This is a genomic window from Embleya sp. NPDC020630 (assembly GCF_044334985.1).
Lineage (GTDB): Bacteria > Actinomycetota > Actinomycetes > Streptomycetales > Streptomycetaceae > Embleya.
Window position 1 is genome coordinate 155,174 of record NZ_JBIRUB010000014.1, and the last position, 15,571, is coordinate 170,744.

Below are 15,571 nucleotides of genomic sequence, written 5' to 3' on the forward strand. Positions count from 1 at the left end.
GACGCACCAGCCCGCCATGCGTGGGACCGCTCGTGAGGAGATCGCCATGCGTGCTGTCGCCGTCCCGGAACTCGGCGCCGAACCCAGGCTCGTCGGGGTCGACGTGCCCGCCCCCGCTCCCGGCGAGGTAGTGGTCGAGGTCGCGGGCGCGGGGCTCGACCCCGTCGACTGGCAGATGGCCGACGGCACCCCGTCCGGACAGGTGCCGCACATCTTCCCGATGGTGCTCGGCGAGGACTTCGCCGGCACCGCGACCGCGACCGGCGACGGCGTGACCCGGTTCGCCGTCGGCGACGCCGTGTTCGGACAGACCGGGAAGATCCCGCTCGGCGCCGGAACCTACGCCGAGGACGTCACCATCCCCGCGGACGGCACCGTCGCCCCCACCTCGCTCGCCCTGGGCGACGCGGCCGCCGTACCGATGGCCGGCCAACCCCGACGGTGCCGACGCCCTCGTCGACCTGGCCTCGGACCCCGACGCGTTCGCCCTCACCAGCGCCCTGGTCGCCGACGGCGGCGTGGCCGTCACCTCGCGCTTTGCCGCCGACCCGCAGGCCCCCGCGGCCCGTGGTGTCGAGGCGGCGAAACTTCGGCATGAAGGCCTCCAGCGAACTCCTGGAGCAGCTCGCCGCCGAACTCGACGGCGGCCGGCTCCGCTTGGACGTCCAGGCCCGCATCCACCTCGACCAGGCCCCGCAGGCACTCGCCGCCAACCGGACGGGCGGCGCACCCGGAAAGACCGTCCAGGCGCGGATCACCATCGGCGGTGGATACGCCACCCCGCCCGGTCGCGGCCGAGGCTCGGGGGCTCGCCGGTGGCCAACGGCAGTGGCGGCGACGGGAACGATGGCTACTTCAGGGAGATTTCGCGGGGGGCCTGGGCCGGTCACGAGTTGGGTGTGACCTGCGAAGAGAACGTCGAAGGTAGGCTCGATTTCCCGTCTCCGTCGTGATCGTTTCCCGCGGGTGGCTACGACAGCGATGTCCCTGGAAGCATCCGGCCGCCCTCGGAACCGACACGTTTCTCGAACGCGGGAGCCACGGCGAAAGCCGTTTTGCAGGTTGGGCATTCCGCCGTTCCGAAGGCGTACGGCAGGCCGCGGGCCTGCGACTCCTGGCGATCGCGGATCGCGATCCCGAGAAGTCGCGCACCCAGCGGGGACATCTCCTCCCGGGCGGTCGGCCGTAGCGGACGGCGGTCGATGCGGATGTGGCCGTCCGCGCATACGCCGGCGGCCACCTCGCAGCTCGACCAGCCGGTGGACAAGGCGCAGCGTCGGCAGGCGAGGATGCCGCGCATGTGCGGATACCGGCGCTGCCACTCGGCGTCCAGGGCGTAGACGTCGGTCGAGAGCGGGATGGGTTTGCGGCACAAACAGCAGGCCAGGCGAAAGCGGGCCACGGACACGGGTGGACTCCGGCTCGTCGATGTCCGGGCCGTGCCCGCGGCGGCGGTCGAGAGTGTGGCCGGGATGCGTACGGCGGTGGTCTTGCCGGCGCCGTTGGGCCCGAGCAGTGCGTGTACGGCGCCGAGGGGGACGGTGGGGTCCACGTCGCGACGAAGAACACGGCCCGAGGGGCCGTGACACCGGATCGCCCGGGAGCGGTGGCGGTCCCTACGGTCGGGCGCGCTGGGTCACGAGCCGTACCTCGACGAGAAACGGGCCCTCGCGTCGGTGACTGTCGAGCAGTGCGCGGCGCAGCTCCTCGCCGTTGGTGACGGACCGGGCTTCGACGCCCATGGACCGGGCGAGGGCGACGAAGTCGATGCGGGGGTGGTCGAGGTCCAGGGCCAGGTAGTCGTGGTCGCCGGGCGCGTGGATCTGCCAATTGTCCTTCAGAACGCGGTATTCGCGGTTGTTGACGACCACGTAGGTGATCGGCAGCCGGTGCCGGGCGGCGGTCCACAGTGCCTGCGGCGAGTACAGGGCGGACCCGTCGCCCACGACGCACAACACCCGCTTTCCCTCGCCGGCGGCTGCCAGCGCCGCGCCGACGGCCGCCGGCATGGCCCAGCCCAGGCCGCCGGCGACCCACTGGTAGCGGTTGGGTCGGCGCAGGCGCAGCGCCTGGCGCAGGTCGTCGGTCGTCACGGGGGCCTCGTCCAGGACCACGGCGTCGTCGGGCAGCGTGGCGGCCAGGGTGTGGGCGACGGAGCGCGCGTCGAGCGGCCCGTCGGAGCCGGCCTGCTCGGCCGCCGCCTCCGGACCGGCGGGCGCCGGCTCGTCGGCGGAGCACGGGCGGTCGGTCAGGGCGGTCGACAGGCGTGCGATCGTGGCGCGCAGGTCCCCGTGCAGAGCCAACTCCACGGGCGTGGTGCGACCGGCGTCGTCGGGCTCGGCGCTGATCTGGACGACCCGGGTGTCCGCGTCGGTCACGGGTCCCGGTGCGTAGGGGAAATAGGCGAGGAAGGCCCGCGCACCGAGCACCAGGACCAGCCGGCGGTCCGACAGCGTCTCGTGGATGCCCGAGGCGGTGGGCGGCAGGTATCCGCGCCACAGGGCATGGGTGGTGGGAAAGGGATTGGCGGACGGCCAACTGGCCCCCCACACCGGCGCCCGCAGGGCTTCGGCGAGGGCGACGCCCTCGTCCGCGGCCGAGCGGGCGACTTCGTCGCCGTAGACGAGGGCGATCTCGTGCGCCGGTGTCCGGGCAAGGAGACCGGTCAGCTCTTCGACCGGGGCGGCGCCGCGGAGGCTCGCGGGGGTGCGTTCGGGTGCGCGGGGGCCGCGCTCGTCCAAGAGGTTCATCGGCAGGGACAGGAACACCGGGCCGGTCGGGGGGCTCAGCGCGAGGCGGAACGCGCGGCGCAGCGACGGCCCCACCTCCGCGCGAGTGCGGACCTCGTGCGCCCATTTGACGGTGGGCTCGGCCAGTCCGGCGAGGTCCCCGGCCAGGACGGGCCCGCTCAACAGGTGGCGCTGGTCCTGCTGCCCGGCGGTGACGACCATGGGTACATGGGCCGCCGCCGCGTTGGTCAGGGCGCCGATGCCGTTGCCGAGTCCGGCTGCGGCGTGGAGGCTGACGAAGGCCGGGCGTCCGCTCAGGCGGGCCAGGCCGTCGGCCATCGCGACCACCGTCGCCTCCTGCAGGCCGAGCACGTACTCGATGTCGTCGCGCCGGGCCAGGGCCCGGACGAACGGGATCTCGGTGGTGCCCGGATTACCGAAGACGTGGGTCACTCCCTCGTCCACGAGAATCCGGCAAACGAGTTCGGCACCGGTCGGGTCGACGAAACGGTCCTGTGGCATGGGGCTTCTCCGAAGGCGTGTGGGTGCGGATGTATCCGTGTGTCGGCGGACTCGTTCCGCGTCCTACCGGCGGGACGAGCGGGTCGTCGGCGACCCGCTCGGGGAGTCGAGTTGGCGGCCGATCCGGGTGACGGCTTCGGCGAAGCGGGCGGGCTCGGCCAGGCTCGTCAACCGGATGTGGTCGCCCTTCGGGTGGTGCAGGCCGCTGCCGGGGGCGACCAACACCCCTTGCGTGCACAGGAGTTCGTGGGCGAACGGCTCGTCTCGGCGGCCCGGCGGCAGGCGGGGGAAGAGGTAGAACGCGCCTCGCGGTCGGACGCAGCCGACGTCGGGCAGCCCGCGTAGCGCCCGCCACGCACTCCGGTGTCGTTCGCGCAGCACACCGCCGGGCCCGGTCAGCTCCCTCTCGGTCCGCTCGATGTCGCGCAGCGCGGGCACGATCGCGTGTTGCGCGGGCACGTTGGGGCACAGGCGCAGCGACGCGATCAGGTGGAGTGCGCGCGCGTATTCGGCGGTGTGTCGGCGTGGACCGGTGAGCAGCATCCAGCCGACGCGGAATCCGGGCATCCGGTGAGTCTTGGACAGGCCGCCGAAGGTGAGGCAGGCCAGGTCGGGCGCGAGGCCGGCGAGGATGGTGTGCGAGGCGTCGTAGAGGATGTGGGCGTAGATCTCGTCGGACAGCAGCGTCAGCTCGTGTGCGCGGGCGTGTTCGACCATGGCGTGGAGCACGGGGGCGGGCCACACCGCTCCGGTGGGGTTGTGGGGCGAGTTGACGACGAGCGCCACCGTCCGCGGTCCGGTCCGGGCGCGCAGGTCGGCGAGATCGGGGCTCCAGTCGGCCTCTTCGTCGCAGCGGTAGTGCACCGGTGTTCCGCCGGCCAGGGTCACGGCCGCGGCCCACAGCGGGTATCCCGGGGCCGGCAGCAGGACTTGGTCGCCGGGGTCGAGCAGGGAGTGCAGGGCGACCTGGACGAGTTCCGAGACGCCGTTGCCCAGGGTGACGTCGTCGGGGTCGATGGCGTCGATTCCGCGGTCCTGGTAGTAGGCGGTGACCGCGTCTCGGGCCTGCGGTATGCCCTGGGAGTGGGCGTATCCGCACGAGGCGTCGAGGTCGCGCCGCACGGCGTCGAGCACGGCCGCCGGCGCGGCGACGCCGTGTTCGGCCGGGTCGCCCAGGTGGAGGCGGATGATGTCGCGCCCCTGCCCTTCGAGTTCGTCGGCGAGAGCGGCCAGCGGACCGCGGATGTCGTAGGAGATGGTGGAGATACGGGCGGCGGTCTTCAGAGCCATGATGGGATTCCTGGGGATGTGCGCGGGCCCGGTGGCGTCCACCGCCGCCGGGCCCGCGCGTCGACGACGTGTCGGCGCCGCGCGAGAGGGGCGGTCAGTGTCGGGCGGCACCGGCGGTGAGCAGGGCGTACCGACCCGCGGTGGAGATCAGTGGGCGCACCGCGTCGATCGCCGAGCGCACCGCTCCCTCCTGGCTGTCGGCGGTCGCGAGGTGGCTTCCCGCGAAGTACACGCCGTGGCGGCCCTGATGGGCCCCGAGCGCGTGGGTCGCCAACGATCCGGCGACGGTGGGGCGCAGTTGTCGGTATTCGGCGCGGGCGATGACGTCCTGCGGCTCGTTGCGGTGGGTGACCCAACTTTTGAAGACGTCGGTGCCCAGGACCGGGCCCAGCCATACCGTGCTCTCGGCCCACGGTTCGTCCACGGTGACGCAGGTGGTGGACCAGTGCGCCGGGTCGGGGGGCATGTGGACGGGGTCCCGGTGCAGGACCACGGTGGTGGGGACGTACTCGTACGACGCCAAATGGGTTGCCGGGGACCGGAGATCGGGGCAGCGCCGGAGCAGATCGTGGGCTTGCGGGGCCGGCGTCGCCACGACGATCGCGTCGTAGTCGGTGGTTCCGGTGGCGTCGTGCAGGTGCGGACGGCCGTCCCGGATCTCGATCGAGTGCGCGGGCGTGCCGACGCGGACGGCGGTGTGGAGCGAGGCGGCGATGCGGGTGGCGATCTCTCCCAGTCCGGTGGCGAGCAGATGCCACACGGGTGCGGCGTCGGGGTGTTCGGGGGAGGCTCCGGTGGTCCAGACGGCGAGCGCCCGTGCGGGAACCTCGGCGGCCTGGTCGAGCGTGCAACCGACGAGAGAGGCGCACCAGGCCAGAAAGGTGCCCCGTACCTCGTCGGGCGGCAGCGTGGCGGCCAGTTCGGCGACCGTGGTGGTGACGGGGCCGTTCTCGGCGTCCAGGCGGGCCACGTCGGCGAGCAGGGTCGCGAACGTCGCGGCGGCCGGGCCGCTCACCGGTGTGCGGCCGGTGGCCTCGTCCGCCGGGGAGTCGTCGGTGACCAACGTCGGCGTCGCGCGTCCCGCCCGCGCGAACGTGGCGGTCATCGGGACGTTCAGGGTGTGGTCGGCCGCCAGGCCCAGGGCCCGGCGCAGGGCGGTGTGACAGGGGTATGCGGTGGGGGAAAGCAGTTGGGCGCCGAGGTCGACGGGCAGGGCGCCGTCACCGGCGCCCTTGACGGGGACGGTGTGGATGTTGCCGCCGACTCGGTCGGCGGCCTCGTGGACGGTGACTCGATGTTCCTCGTCGAGCAGCCAGGCGGCGGTCAGCCCGGCGATGCCCGCGCCGATGACGGCGATGCGCATGTTCTTCTCCCTGGGTTGGATGCGGTCAGCGCGCGTGCGTTCGATCCGGGTGCTCGGGCGGTCGCAGGAAGCCGGACGAGACGAAGTAGCGCAGATACATGTCCAGCAGGTCGGCGTCGACCGGAGGGCAGGTCAATCCCGAGTCGGCCAGGGCCTCGTCGAGATTGGCGCGGCCGAAGTCCGGGAAGGTGCCGGCGAAGTACATCTCCTTCACCGAGATGTCCGCGTCGTGCGCGGACTCCAGGAACATCGGCATGAACGGCGCCATCGGCTGGTCGGGATCGCGCGCGGTCAGGGCCGCCATGTACGAGACCCATTCGTCGTAGGAGACGGTGCGAATGGGGTAGCCCATCGCCCGCAGCCGCTCCACCAACACGCCAAGGCGCGCGTCGTGCGGGTTGGCGATGTTGTAGGCGTGTCCCCACGCGGCCTGTCGGGCCAGGATGTGCACGATGGCGCGTGCGGTGTAGTCGACGGGTACGAAGTCCAGCGGCAGCGGGATGTCGGGGGCCAGGCCCGTCTCGGCGATACTGCGGAACAGCGCGCACATCATCGTGTCGGTGTTCCAGATGCCTTCGTCGGTGGTTCCGGTGATCTCGTAGGGTCGGTACACGGCCGTCGCGAGGCCCTGTTGCGCGGCCTGTGCCACCAACCGCTCGGCCACCCACTTGCTCTCGGGGTAGCCCAGCGAGATCCGGTCGCCGAAACGCAGCGGTTCGTCCTCCTCCACCCGGTCGACGCCGGAGACGCCGAAGCCGGCGATCACCGCGATGGTGGACACGTAGTGCAGGATCTTGGCGGTGCCGCGCGAGGCGAGATCCAGCACGGTACGGGTGCCGCCCACGTTGCTCTCGCGCAGTGCCGCGTAGGGGTAGGCGAAGTTCACCTGCGAACCGGCGTGCAGGATCGTGTCGACCGACGCGCTCAGCGCGTCGAACGCGGCCTCGTCGAGGCCGAACCGCGGCTGCTTCAGATCGCCGAGCACGATGGTGACGCGTTCGTCCAGGCGGCTCGGGTCGAGTCCGTAGCGACGCATGCGCGCGGCCAGTCGGCGCCGGCCCCGGTCTCGGTTCGGCGCCCGGACCAGGCACACGACCTTGTCGGCGACGTCGTCGTCGAGCAGGGCGTCGAGCAGGTAGGTGCCCAGGAACCCGGTGGAGCCGGTGAGGAACACCAGCCGGCCGGTGGCGGGGGGTTCCTGCGCGGAGGGAAAACGCCGATCGGGGTCCAACCGCGCCTCGGCCTCGAAGTCCACCGCGTCCTCGGCGGTGTCCTGCCCCGGGTCCTCGATCAGTGACGCGACACGTGCGGCGAACGCGCCCAGCGTCGGGTTGTCGAGCAGGACGCGGATCAGGAACCGGCTGTTCCCGGGATCAAGGTCGAAACGGGCACGACAGGCCGCCGCGACGCGAGTCGCCTGGAGCGAGTTCCCGCCCAGGGCGAAGAAGTCCGTGTCGCGGCCGATGGTCTCGACCCCGACGACCTCCGACCACACCTCGGCCGTCGCCTTCTCCACGGGTGTGCGCGGATCCGGACCCTCGGCACGGTCGGCCTCGGCATGCTCCTGCGCCTCGCACAGCAGACGCCGCCGGTCGAGCTTGCCCGAGTCGGCCAGCGGCAACGAAGAGCGCACCAGGATCGGCCGCGGCACCATGTACTCGGGCAGCCGGTCACGCAGGTAGTCGCGCAATTCCCCGGGCAGTTCGTCGGCGTCGGCTCCCTCGACCGCGGTCACCCAGGCGATCAGCGATTCCCGGTCGCCCTCGTGCGAGGCGACCGCCGCCGCCTCGCGCACGTCGTCGTGCTGGGTCAGGTGCGCCTCGATCTCGTCGAGTTCGATCCGGTAGCCGCGGACCTTGACCTGCCGGTCGCGCCGTCCGAGGAATTCCAGGACACCGTCCTCGCGCCACCGGGCCAGGTCACCGGTGCGGTACAGCCGCCCGGAGGCGTCCGGGGTGAAGGGATCCTTCACGAAGTGGTCCTCGGTCGCCTTCGGCCTGCCGAGGTATTCCAGCGCCACGCCGTCGCCGCCGACCCACAGTTCGCCGCTCTCGCCCGCGTCGGCGAGTTCGCCGTCGGAGGTGAGCACGTACGCGGTGGAGTTGGCGACCGGCGTGCCGATCGGCACCGTCCGGGCGTCCGGGGCGAGTTCGGTGATCACGTGCACGGTGGACAGCGACGCGTTCTCGGTGGGCCCGTAGCCGTTGAGCAGCGCCCCGGGAGGGCCCTCGGCCAGGACACGGCGCACCGCTTCCGGCGAGAGCGCGTCGCCGCCCGCGATCAGCGTGCGCAGACCGGCGAACATCGCCGGACGCACCATGGCCATCTGATGGAACAGCCCCGCGCTCAGCCACATGACCGTCACGTGCTCCGCGCGCAACACCTCCGCCAGCGAGTCGGCCGCCAGGAGCGTGTCGACTTCCGCCACGACCAGGCACGCCCCGTTGAGCAGGGCGGCGAACATCTCGAAGCAGGAGACGTCGAACGTCGGATTGGTGGTGGCCAACAGCACATCGCGCGACGACAGGCGCAGGCGCGGGTCGCCCTCGCGCACCAGTCGGACCTGTCCCCGGTGCGAGACGACCACGCCCTTGGGCGCGCCGGTGGAGCCGGAGGTGTAGATGACATAGGCGGGGTCGTCGGGCCCGACGCGGACCGAGCGTGCGGCGCCGGTGGACTCCGGCAGGTCGTGCACGTCCACCACGGCCGGGCCATCGACCAGGTCGTCCAGCGACGCGCGGTGGCTCTCGTCGCTGATCGCGAGCCGCACCTCGGCGTCGGCGAGGGTCTGGGTCAAGCGGCGTTCGGGGTAGTCCGGGTCCAGGGGCAGATAGGCCGCGCCGGAGCTCAGCACGCCCAGGACCGCGGTGACGCACTCGATCGACCGCGGCAACACCACCGCCACCACGTCGCCCTGCCGTACGCCCTCGGCGACCAGTCGGTCGGACAACCGCTCCACGTCCGCGTGCAGTTCGCGATAGGTCAGGCGACGGTCGCCGCGCACGATCGCGGGTGCGTCCGGGGTGCGCTCCGCCTGGCGGGCGAACAGTTCGTGCACGGTCGCCTCGCGCGGATAGTCGGTGTGCACATTGTTGATCTCGCGCACCACGGCCACATGGCGCGCGCGCGAAGTGTCGTCCCGATCGGGGGCTGACATGGGGGATTCCCGTCTCTTGGTGGAGGGTCGCTGAAACGTCTTCACCGTTTTCCAGATCCGATGCATTTTCGGCGAATATTGTCCGAAAATTCTTGGGACCAGCCCGCGGGAACAACTCTGGCGGTTCTCCAGGCACTCCCTTCACTCGCGTGCTGCATTTCATGGCTTCGATCATCGGAATCAAGCCGGCGTGACGCTTCGAGGAATATGTGATCAGATATCGATCTGATCACTGACCTGCGGTTATAGGCGCAATCGTGGCGCGCGGAGCACATCGAATCCGTGGCAGGCGGCTTCGCGTCGAGGCAAAAGTGGAACGCGTTCTGTCGGCGTCGAATTTCTTGCACTCGGATGTCCGGCGTTCGATTGGTATCGCTGCGGCCGGGTAGCCGCCCCGGCGAAGGAGATCGCCATATTCGGACCGATCCGGAAGCCGATCCACGGATAGGCCTCGGCGACTCCTTTCGATGTCAAGATTTCCGAAAAGGATCATCGCCGGGCACTGGCCCCCGAAAGGACCATGATGAATGTCGAACAGTTGATCGAAACCATGCGACCCGATGTCGAACGCTGCATCGAGGGCAACGAGACCGTCGCACGCGTACGCGCGGGAGACGTGGACCGGGAACTGCTCCGGCGCCTGGTGATCGCGGAGTTCAACTGCCAGGAGGCCGAACTGGTCACCTACGGACTCCTGGTCGCACGCCACCACGACGACGCGCCTTTGAACCTCTTCGCCCTCATCGTGCAGACCCTGGCGCAGGCACGCCTGTTGCTGGCCGAGGCGGCTCGGTCGGTCGACCTGCGGCCCGAGGAATTCTCCGTCGCCACCAGCGGACGCCTGGCCCGCGCCGTCGGCAGTCTGATCGCGCCGGGCATGCTCGGCAAGCCCGGCGGGGTGGCGCTGTACGTGCACGGCGACCTCGCCGTCTGGTGTCCGCTCTACGCCCAAATCGCGTCTGCGGCCCGCAAGTTGGGCAACATACCGGTACCGCTCATCGAGTACATGGAGTGGTGGGGAAGCGGACCGTCCCCGGAGTTCGTCGACAAGTCCGCCGAGACGATCGCCTACGGGCTGGAGCACGGCGAGGACCCCGAGGACATCCTCGAGGCTGCCCGCCAACTCGACTCGATCGTCGCCGACTACTGGGGTTTCGTGCACGACAAGTGACCCCGGACGACACCGCCCGGGGCACGATCGCGGCGCGGCGTGCGATCGCAGAGCACTCGGCGGCCCGAAGACGGTGGCCGAGGGCGACGCCACAGGCGCCTTCCGTCGGGTCCGGGGTACCGCTGCCCCGGATCCGGCGCCGGGGTCGGGTCCGGTCAGGCCGTCGAGCGGGCGGGCGCGGTGAGTCGTTCGGGGTCGAGGCCCGTCGCGGTCACCGTCCCGTGCGCGTCGACCAAGCCGAACGCCGGATACCCCGTGATCGCGAAGGCGGTACCCAGCGGGCGTTCGGGTGACGCCTCGACCACGACGCGAGCGATGTCGCGAAGGGCCGCCACCTGTGCGCGGGTCGCCGCGGCGTCGCCGTGCAGCACGGCGAGCACGTTGCGACCGCTCTCGCGTCGGGCCGCCTCGACGAATCGCGGCAAACGCTCGGTACACGCGGGACAGTTCGGCGAGAAGAACGCTGTCGTTCTGCCCTTGCCCGTCGACGAGGGGACCTTCAAGGCTGGTTCTCCACGGGGGTATACGGCGGGGCGTGCGGCCGGGTTCATTGCAGTGCGTCACGTTGGACGGAACGCCTCGCCACACCGCGGCCTGGCCCCGGACTCCCCCGTTCGCAGTGCGTGCCGTCAACGGGCGGTTGCGGTCCTGTCGACGGTCAGGTCGAGGAAATGGGCGGAGCAGGAGATGCACGGGTCGTGATTGCGGATCACCCGTTCGCACAGGGTGGTCAGCGCGGCGTCGGTCGCCTCGCCGCCGATCAGTCGGTCCTGGACCTGGCGGCGCAGGTCCTCTTCGATCGCCCCCTGGTTCTGCGCGGTGGGCGGGACCAAGGAGGCGTCGGTGATGGTCCCTTGTGCGTCGAGGGTGTAGCGGTGGTAGAGCAGACCGCGTGGCGCTTCGGTGGCGCCGTGGCCGGTGCCGGCGCGCGGTGGTACGTCGACGGCGGCGCGCGGAGGGGGTTCGTAGGATTCGATCAGGCGCAGTGCCTCGTCGACGGCGTAGAGCACCTCGACGGCGCGGACGATGATGCTGCGGTAGGGATTTCGGCAGACCGTGCCCTGTCGGGGGTCGCCGAGTCCCGCCTCCAGGGCGGCTTGGAGCGCGAGCGGGGACAGCCAACGCCCGCTGATGGCGTAGCGGGCGAGTGAACCGGTCAGGTGGCGGCGTCCGTCGAGTCGCGAGTGCAGCGCGGTGGAGTGCGGCACCGGGTGTTCGACGACGTGGTCGTCGAACGCGGAGACGGCGAATGTGCGCGTGGGCAGTGCCCGGTCGCTGTCCGGGCGCAGGCCGGCGGTGCGCGGGGCCGGCATGACCGTCGGCGTGCCGGCTTCGATGGCGTAGCTGCCGGGTTGTGCCAGGGCGAGGAGGTCGTGGTCGCAGCCGGCGTCGGGGAACTCGAAGCCGGCCACCCAGCGCACCGTCTGCGCGGCGTCGTCCCGGGCTCGGCGCAACGTCTGTGCCAGGGGTCGTAGTTCGGCCGGGAACGGGACGCGGTGGAAGCCGCCGAGGCGGACGTTGACGGGGTGGATCGCCCGGCCGCCGAGCAGTTCGAGGATCGCGTTTCCGGCTTGCTTGAGCCGCAGGCCGCGTTCGACGTCGGCGCGGTGGGTACGGGCCAGGTCGATGGCGCTGTCGCGGCCGAGGAAGTCGGGGGCGTGGAGCAGGTGGATGTGCAGAGTCTGGCTCTCGATCCACTCACCGCAGTAGAGCAGGCGTCGCAGGGCGGCGAGTTGTCCGTCCACCACGACACCGCAGGCGTCCTCGACCGCGCGGCAGGCGCTCGACTGATAGGCGACGGGGCAGATCCCGCAGACTCGGGAGGTGATGTCGGGTGGTTCGGTGTAGGAGCGTCCGCGCAGGAACGCCTCGAAGAAGCGAGGGGGTTCGTAGATGGCCAACCGGGCTTCGACGACTCGGTCGCCGTCCAGGTTCAGGTGCAGCGCGCTCTCGCCCTCCACCCGGGTGAGTGAACCGACGTGCAACACGCGTGAGCCGCGATGGGTCACCGGGACTCTTCCTCCTCGCGGGAGGCCGCGTCGAATTCCTCGGCAGCGGCGTTGAATGTGCGCAGCACACGCACCACGTCGAGGGTGTCCATGCCGTCGCGTCGAAGCAGCGGAATGAAGGCGGGGAAATTCGTGGAGTCGGCGGGGCCGAAGCAGCCATAGCAGCCGCGCCCGAACGTGGGGCACAGCGCGCCGCATCCGGCGTGGGTGACCGGGCCGAGACAGGGGGTGCCGTGAGCCACCGTCACACAGGTGGTGCCGCGCTGCTTGCACTCGAAGCAGACGCTGTGTCGCGGTACACCGGGCGTGCGTCCGGCCAGGTGGGCGGTGATGACCTCCAGCAACTGGCCGCGGTCGATGGGGCAACCACGCAGCTCGAAGTCGACGGGGACGTGGGCGGCGATGGGGGTGGATGTGGCCAAGGTGGCGACGTAGTCCGGTCGGGCGTAGACGACGGCCTGGAATTCGGCGACGTCGGCGTAGTTGCGCAGGGCCTGGACGCCACCGGCGGTCGCGCAGGCGCCGATGGTCACCAGGCGGCGTGAGACGGCTCGCACGTGCCGGATCCGCTCGATGTCCCGCTCGGTGGTCACCGATCCTTCGACCAGGGACAGGTCGTAGGGTCCGGGTGCGACGGCACTGGACGCTTCGAGGAAGTGTGAGATGTCGACGTGCGCGGCGATACCGAGGAGTTCGTCCTCGCAGTCCAGCAGGGTGAGTTGGCAGCCGTCGCAGGAGGCGAACTTCCATACGGCGAGTTTTGGGCGCGGATGGCCTTCGCCCGGCGTGCCGTTGTCGGGCATTGTCACAACTCCCGGACCGCGAGTAGGGGTTCGGCATGGATCCAGTCGACGACGGGGCCGTCGCGGCAGAGCAGTAGTGGGCCGAGTTGGCAGTGCCCGCAGTGTCCGGTGCCGCAGTGCATCGTGCGCTCCAGCGAGACCCGGATCCGGTCCGGGGCGACGCCGCGGTGCACGAGGTCGGCGGCGGTGGCTCGGATCATCGGTTCGGGCCCGCAGACGAACGCCGCCGTCCGCGGCGGATCGAATTCGGCCCGGTCGATCAGCGTCGTGACCAGGCCGACGTCTTTGGTCCACTCGGGGCCGGCGCGATCGACGGTGACGCGGACCCGGGCCGTGGCCTGCCAGGGCTCGTCGGGATAGAGCAGTTCGCCGGGTGTCCGTCCTCCGACGAGTACGTTCAGGCGTCCGTGGCGTTCGGGTGTGGCGAGTGCGGCCAGCACGAGGGGACGCAGCGGCGCGAGGCCAATACCCCCGGCCACCACGAGCAGGTCGTGTCCTTCGGCTTCGCACAGTTCCCATCCGGTGCCGAAGGGGCCGCGCACCCCGACGGTTTGGCCGACTCGCATGCCGTGCAGCGCGCCGGAGACGGCTCCGACGGCGCGGACGGTGTGCGTCAGGCGTGGGCCGTCGATGCCGCAGGCCGACAGGGGGATGTCGCCGACGCCGAAGGCGTACACCATGGCGAACTGGCCCGGGGTGAAGGGCGGAAGGGACGCTCCGGCGGGTTCCAGGGCGATCGTCGCGGTGTCCGGCGTATCGACCCGGCGCGCCACCACGCGGTACGGGACGGGCGTGGTCATGGTGTCGCGCCGCCGCTGCCGGGGGGTCCGTACAGGTCCAGCAGGCGGGTGCGCGTCGCCTTCAGTCGGCGAGCGATGACCTCGGCGACGCAGTGCGTGAGCGCGAGTCCGAAGTCGGTGTCCTCCTCGCAGGCGGCACGGATCGGATCGGCGTCGAACTCGTACGCGGTGACTCCGGCGTGGCAACGCGCGCCGAGGTGCCACCGGTAGGGCTCGAACAACCAGGACCAGCCCAGCAGTTCGCCTTGCCCCAGGGTCTCCACGACGGTTGCGCGGCGGCCAGGGACGTGGATGTCCAGCGCGACCAGTCCCGAGCGGACGAGCCAGAATCGGTCGGCGGGGCCCGCTTCCTCGAAGACGCGGGTCTCGGCAGGGAAGCGCACCTCCCGCGCGAAGGCGAGCAACCGCTCGCGGTGCAGGGGCGCGAGGGCGCCGAGGAAGCCGTACCGGGCCACGCTCATCCCACTTCCCGTCCCCGGCCCTGCTCGCGTTCCCGATGGAGCGCGTGGGCCTCTTCCGTGATGTCGATGCCGGTGGGGCACCACACGATGCAGCGACCGCATCCGACGCAACCGGAGCTGTCGAACTGGTCGTGCCAGGTGCCGAGCTTGTGGGTGGCCCACTGCCGGTATCGGCTGCGCGCGGAGTCGCGGACCGGGCCGGTCGAAAGATGGGTGAAGTCCCGGTCGAAGCAGGACTCCCAGTGCCGCCACCGTTCGGCGTGGTCGCCGGTGAGGTCGGTGACGTCCTCGACGGTGGTACAGAAGCAGGTCGGGCACACCATCGTGCAGTTGCCGCAGGTCAGGCAACGGGCCGTCACGTCGTCCCAGCGCTCGGCGTCCAGGGTCTCGCGCATCAGTGTGCGCAGGTCGACGAGTGGCATCGTTCGACCCATGCGGTCGGCCGCCTCGGCGACCCGCTCCCGGGCGGCGGAGCGGGTGGCAGGGTCGGCGGCGCGGCCGGGCAGTTCGGCGAGGACCGCCGCTCCTTCCCCGCTTGCGGCTCGGACCAGGAAGCGGTGGCCGTCGGCGTCGAGCACCTCGGTGAGGGCGAGGTCATACCCCTGTCCCACGGCGGGGCCGGACTCCATCGACACGCAGAAGCAGGTGGCTCCGGGCTCTGTGCACTCCACCGCCACCAGGAACACGCGGTCCCGGCGGCGGCGGTAGGCCGAGTCGCTGTACCGGCCGCCGCTCAGAACCCGGTCCTGAACGGCGATGGCTCGCAGGTCGCAGGGACGCACGCCGAGGAAGGCGTATGCCGGCACCGGGGTGTCGTCCGGCGTCACCACTACCGTGCCGTCGGCGGTGCGGTCGGCGCTCCACTCGCGTACCCGCGGCGGATGCAGGAACGTCTTCCACGACTGTGGGCCCGCGCTGTGCGCGAACGCGGCACCGTCCTCGCGCGGGACGAGTCGATAGCGTCCGGCTTCCAGGTCCACTCCCCAGCCGTAGGGCAGGTCCGTGCCGCCGGAGATTTCGGCGAGGGTGATCGCGCCGTCGCGGACGGTCGGCCCGATGACCGTGCGCCCCCGCCGGGCGAGGATGGTGATCAGGGCGTCCAGACCGTCCTTGTCGATCACCACGTCGTCGCACTGCGTCATTCGCCGACCTCCGCATCGCGATCCCGATCCCGATCCCACATCAGTATCGTCGCGATACGTGTGCTGTCTGTGACTTGACGTCATCATGCCTGGTCCGGGTGGGCCAATCGTTCCCTCGTTCGGG

The 15,571-nt window shown here is 71.1% G+C and carries 14 protein-coding genes; 3 read left to right on the forward strand and 11 right to left on the reverse strand.

Annotated features, from left to right (window positions below):
• Positions 1-46 precede the first annotated feature (46 nt).
• Both ACH4XV_RS35355 and ACH4XV_RS35360 read left to right on the forward strand, forming a co-directional pair.
• Entirely contained in the window at positions 47-598 is a 552-nt protein-coding gene (locus tag ACH4XV_RS35355; protein ID WP_395796446.1) for an alcohol dehydrogenase catalytic domain-containing protein, read from the forward strand.
• Complete coding sequence (locus tag ACH4XV_RS35360) at positions 595-903, forward strand: hypothetical protein (RefSeq protein WP_395796448.1); 309 nt, start codon at positions 595-597, stop codon at positions 901-903. Before ACH4XV_RS35355 ends, ACH4XV_RS35360 begins: the two co-directional genes overlap by 4 nt.
• Before the next feature lie 67 nt (positions 904-970).
• Here ACH4XV_RS35360 and ACH4XV_RS35365 read toward each other — a convergent pair whose 3' ends face one another.
• The 5 genes from ACH4XV_RS35365 to ACH4XV_RS35385 form a co-directional block, all read right to left on the reverse strand.
• On the reverse strand, positions 971-1,552 hold the full coding sequence (locus ACH4XV_RS35365) for an ATP-binding cassette domain-containing protein (RefSeq protein WP_395796450.1): 582 nt from the start codon (positions 1,550-1,552) through the stop codon (positions 971-973).
• Between the two features lie 64 nt (positions 1,553-1,616).
• Positions 1,617-3,251 (reverse strand): thiamine pyrophosphate-dependent enzyme, encoded by a 1,635-nt coding sequence (locus ACH4XV_RS35370; RefSeq protein WP_395796452.1) that lies wholly within the window; start codon positions 3,249-3,251, stop codon positions 1,617-1,619.
• 63 nt (positions 3,252-3,314) lie between these two features.
• Positions 3,315-4,541, reverse strand: coding sequence for an aminotransferase class I/II-fold pyridoxal phosphate-dependent enzyme (locus ACH4XV_RS35375; protein ID WP_395796454.1), 1,227 nt, complete (start codon positions 4,539-4,541; stop codon positions 3,315-3,317).
• A 94-nt stretch (positions 4,542-4,635) separates the two neighbouring features.
• The gene (locus tag ACH4XV_RS35380; RefSeq protein WP_395796456.1) at positions 4,636-5,904 is read right to left on the reverse strand and encodes an FAD-dependent oxidoreductase; all 1,269 of its coding nucleotides are present in this window, start codon (positions 5,902-5,904) and stop codon (positions 4,636-4,638) included.
• Positions 5,905-5,929: 25 nt separating this feature from the next.
• Positions 5,930-9,061 carry an amino acid adenylation domain-containing protein gene (locus ACH4XV_RS35385; protein WP_395796458.1) on the reverse strand — a complete coding sequence of 1,044 codons (3,132 nt, stop codon included), beginning with the start codon at positions 9,059-9,061 and terminating at the stop codon, positions 5,930-5,932.
• 520 nt (positions 9,062-9,581) lie between these two features.
• On the opposite strand from ACH4XV_RS35385, the gene ACH4XV_RS35390 reads away from it, so the two are divergent.
• Entirely contained in the window at positions 9,582-10,232 is a 651-nt protein-coding gene (locus tag ACH4XV_RS35390; RefSeq protein WP_395796460.1) for a hypothetical protein, read from the forward strand.
• A gap of 155 nt (positions 10,233-10,387) precedes the next feature.
• Here the strand turns inward: ACH4XV_RS35390 and ACH4XV_RS35395 are convergent, their stop codons facing one another.
• The 6 genes from ACH4XV_RS35395 to ACH4XV_RS35420 all read right to left on the reverse strand — a co-directional run bounded on the left by ACH4XV_RS35395 (position 10,388) and on the right by ACH4XV_RS35420 (position 15,447).
• Positions 10,388-10,735, reverse strand: a complete 348-nt coding sequence (locus ACH4XV_RS35395; RefSeq protein WP_395796462.1) for a TlpA family protein disulfide reductase — start codon at positions 10,733-10,735, stop codon at positions 10,388-10,390.
• A gap of 126 nt (positions 10,736-10,861) precedes the next feature.
• Positions 10,862-12,241 carry a Ni/Fe hydrogenase subunit alpha gene (locus tag ACH4XV_RS35400; RefSeq protein WP_395796464.1) on the reverse strand — a complete coding sequence of 460 codons (1,380 nt, stop codon included), beginning with the start codon at positions 12,239-12,241 and terminating at the stop codon, positions 10,862-10,864.
• Positions 12,238-13,044, reverse strand: coding sequence for an oxidoreductase (locus ACH4XV_RS35405; protein ID WP_395796465.1), 807 nt, complete (start codon positions 13,042-13,044; stop codon positions 12,238-12,240). Before ACH4XV_RS35405 ends, ACH4XV_RS35400 begins: the two co-directional genes overlap by 4 nt.
• A gap of 2 nt (positions 13,045-13,046) precedes the next feature.
• Positions 13,047-13,844 carry an FAD/NAD(P)-binding protein gene (locus ACH4XV_RS35410; protein ID WP_395796467.1) on the reverse strand — a complete coding sequence of 266 codons (798 nt, stop codon included), beginning with the start codon at positions 13,842-13,844 and terminating at the stop codon, positions 13,047-13,049.
• The gene (locus ACH4XV_RS35415) at positions 13,841-14,305 is read right to left on the reverse strand and encodes a cyclic nucleotide-binding domain-containing protein (RefSeq protein ID WP_395796469.1); all 465 of its coding nucleotides are present in this window, start codon (positions 14,303-14,305) and stop codon (positions 13,841-13,843) included. Before ACH4XV_RS35415 ends, ACH4XV_RS35410 begins: the two co-directional genes overlap by 4 nt.
• A complete protein-coding gene (locus tag ACH4XV_RS35420; protein ID WP_395796471.1) occupies positions 14,302-15,447 on the reverse strand; it encodes a 4Fe-4S dicluster domain-containing protein in 1,146 nt (381 codons plus the stop codon). The genes ACH4XV_RS35415 and ACH4XV_RS35420 overlap by 4 nt, the downstream gene beginning before the upstream one ends.
• Between the last annotated feature and the right edge of the window lie 124 nt (positions 15,448-15,571).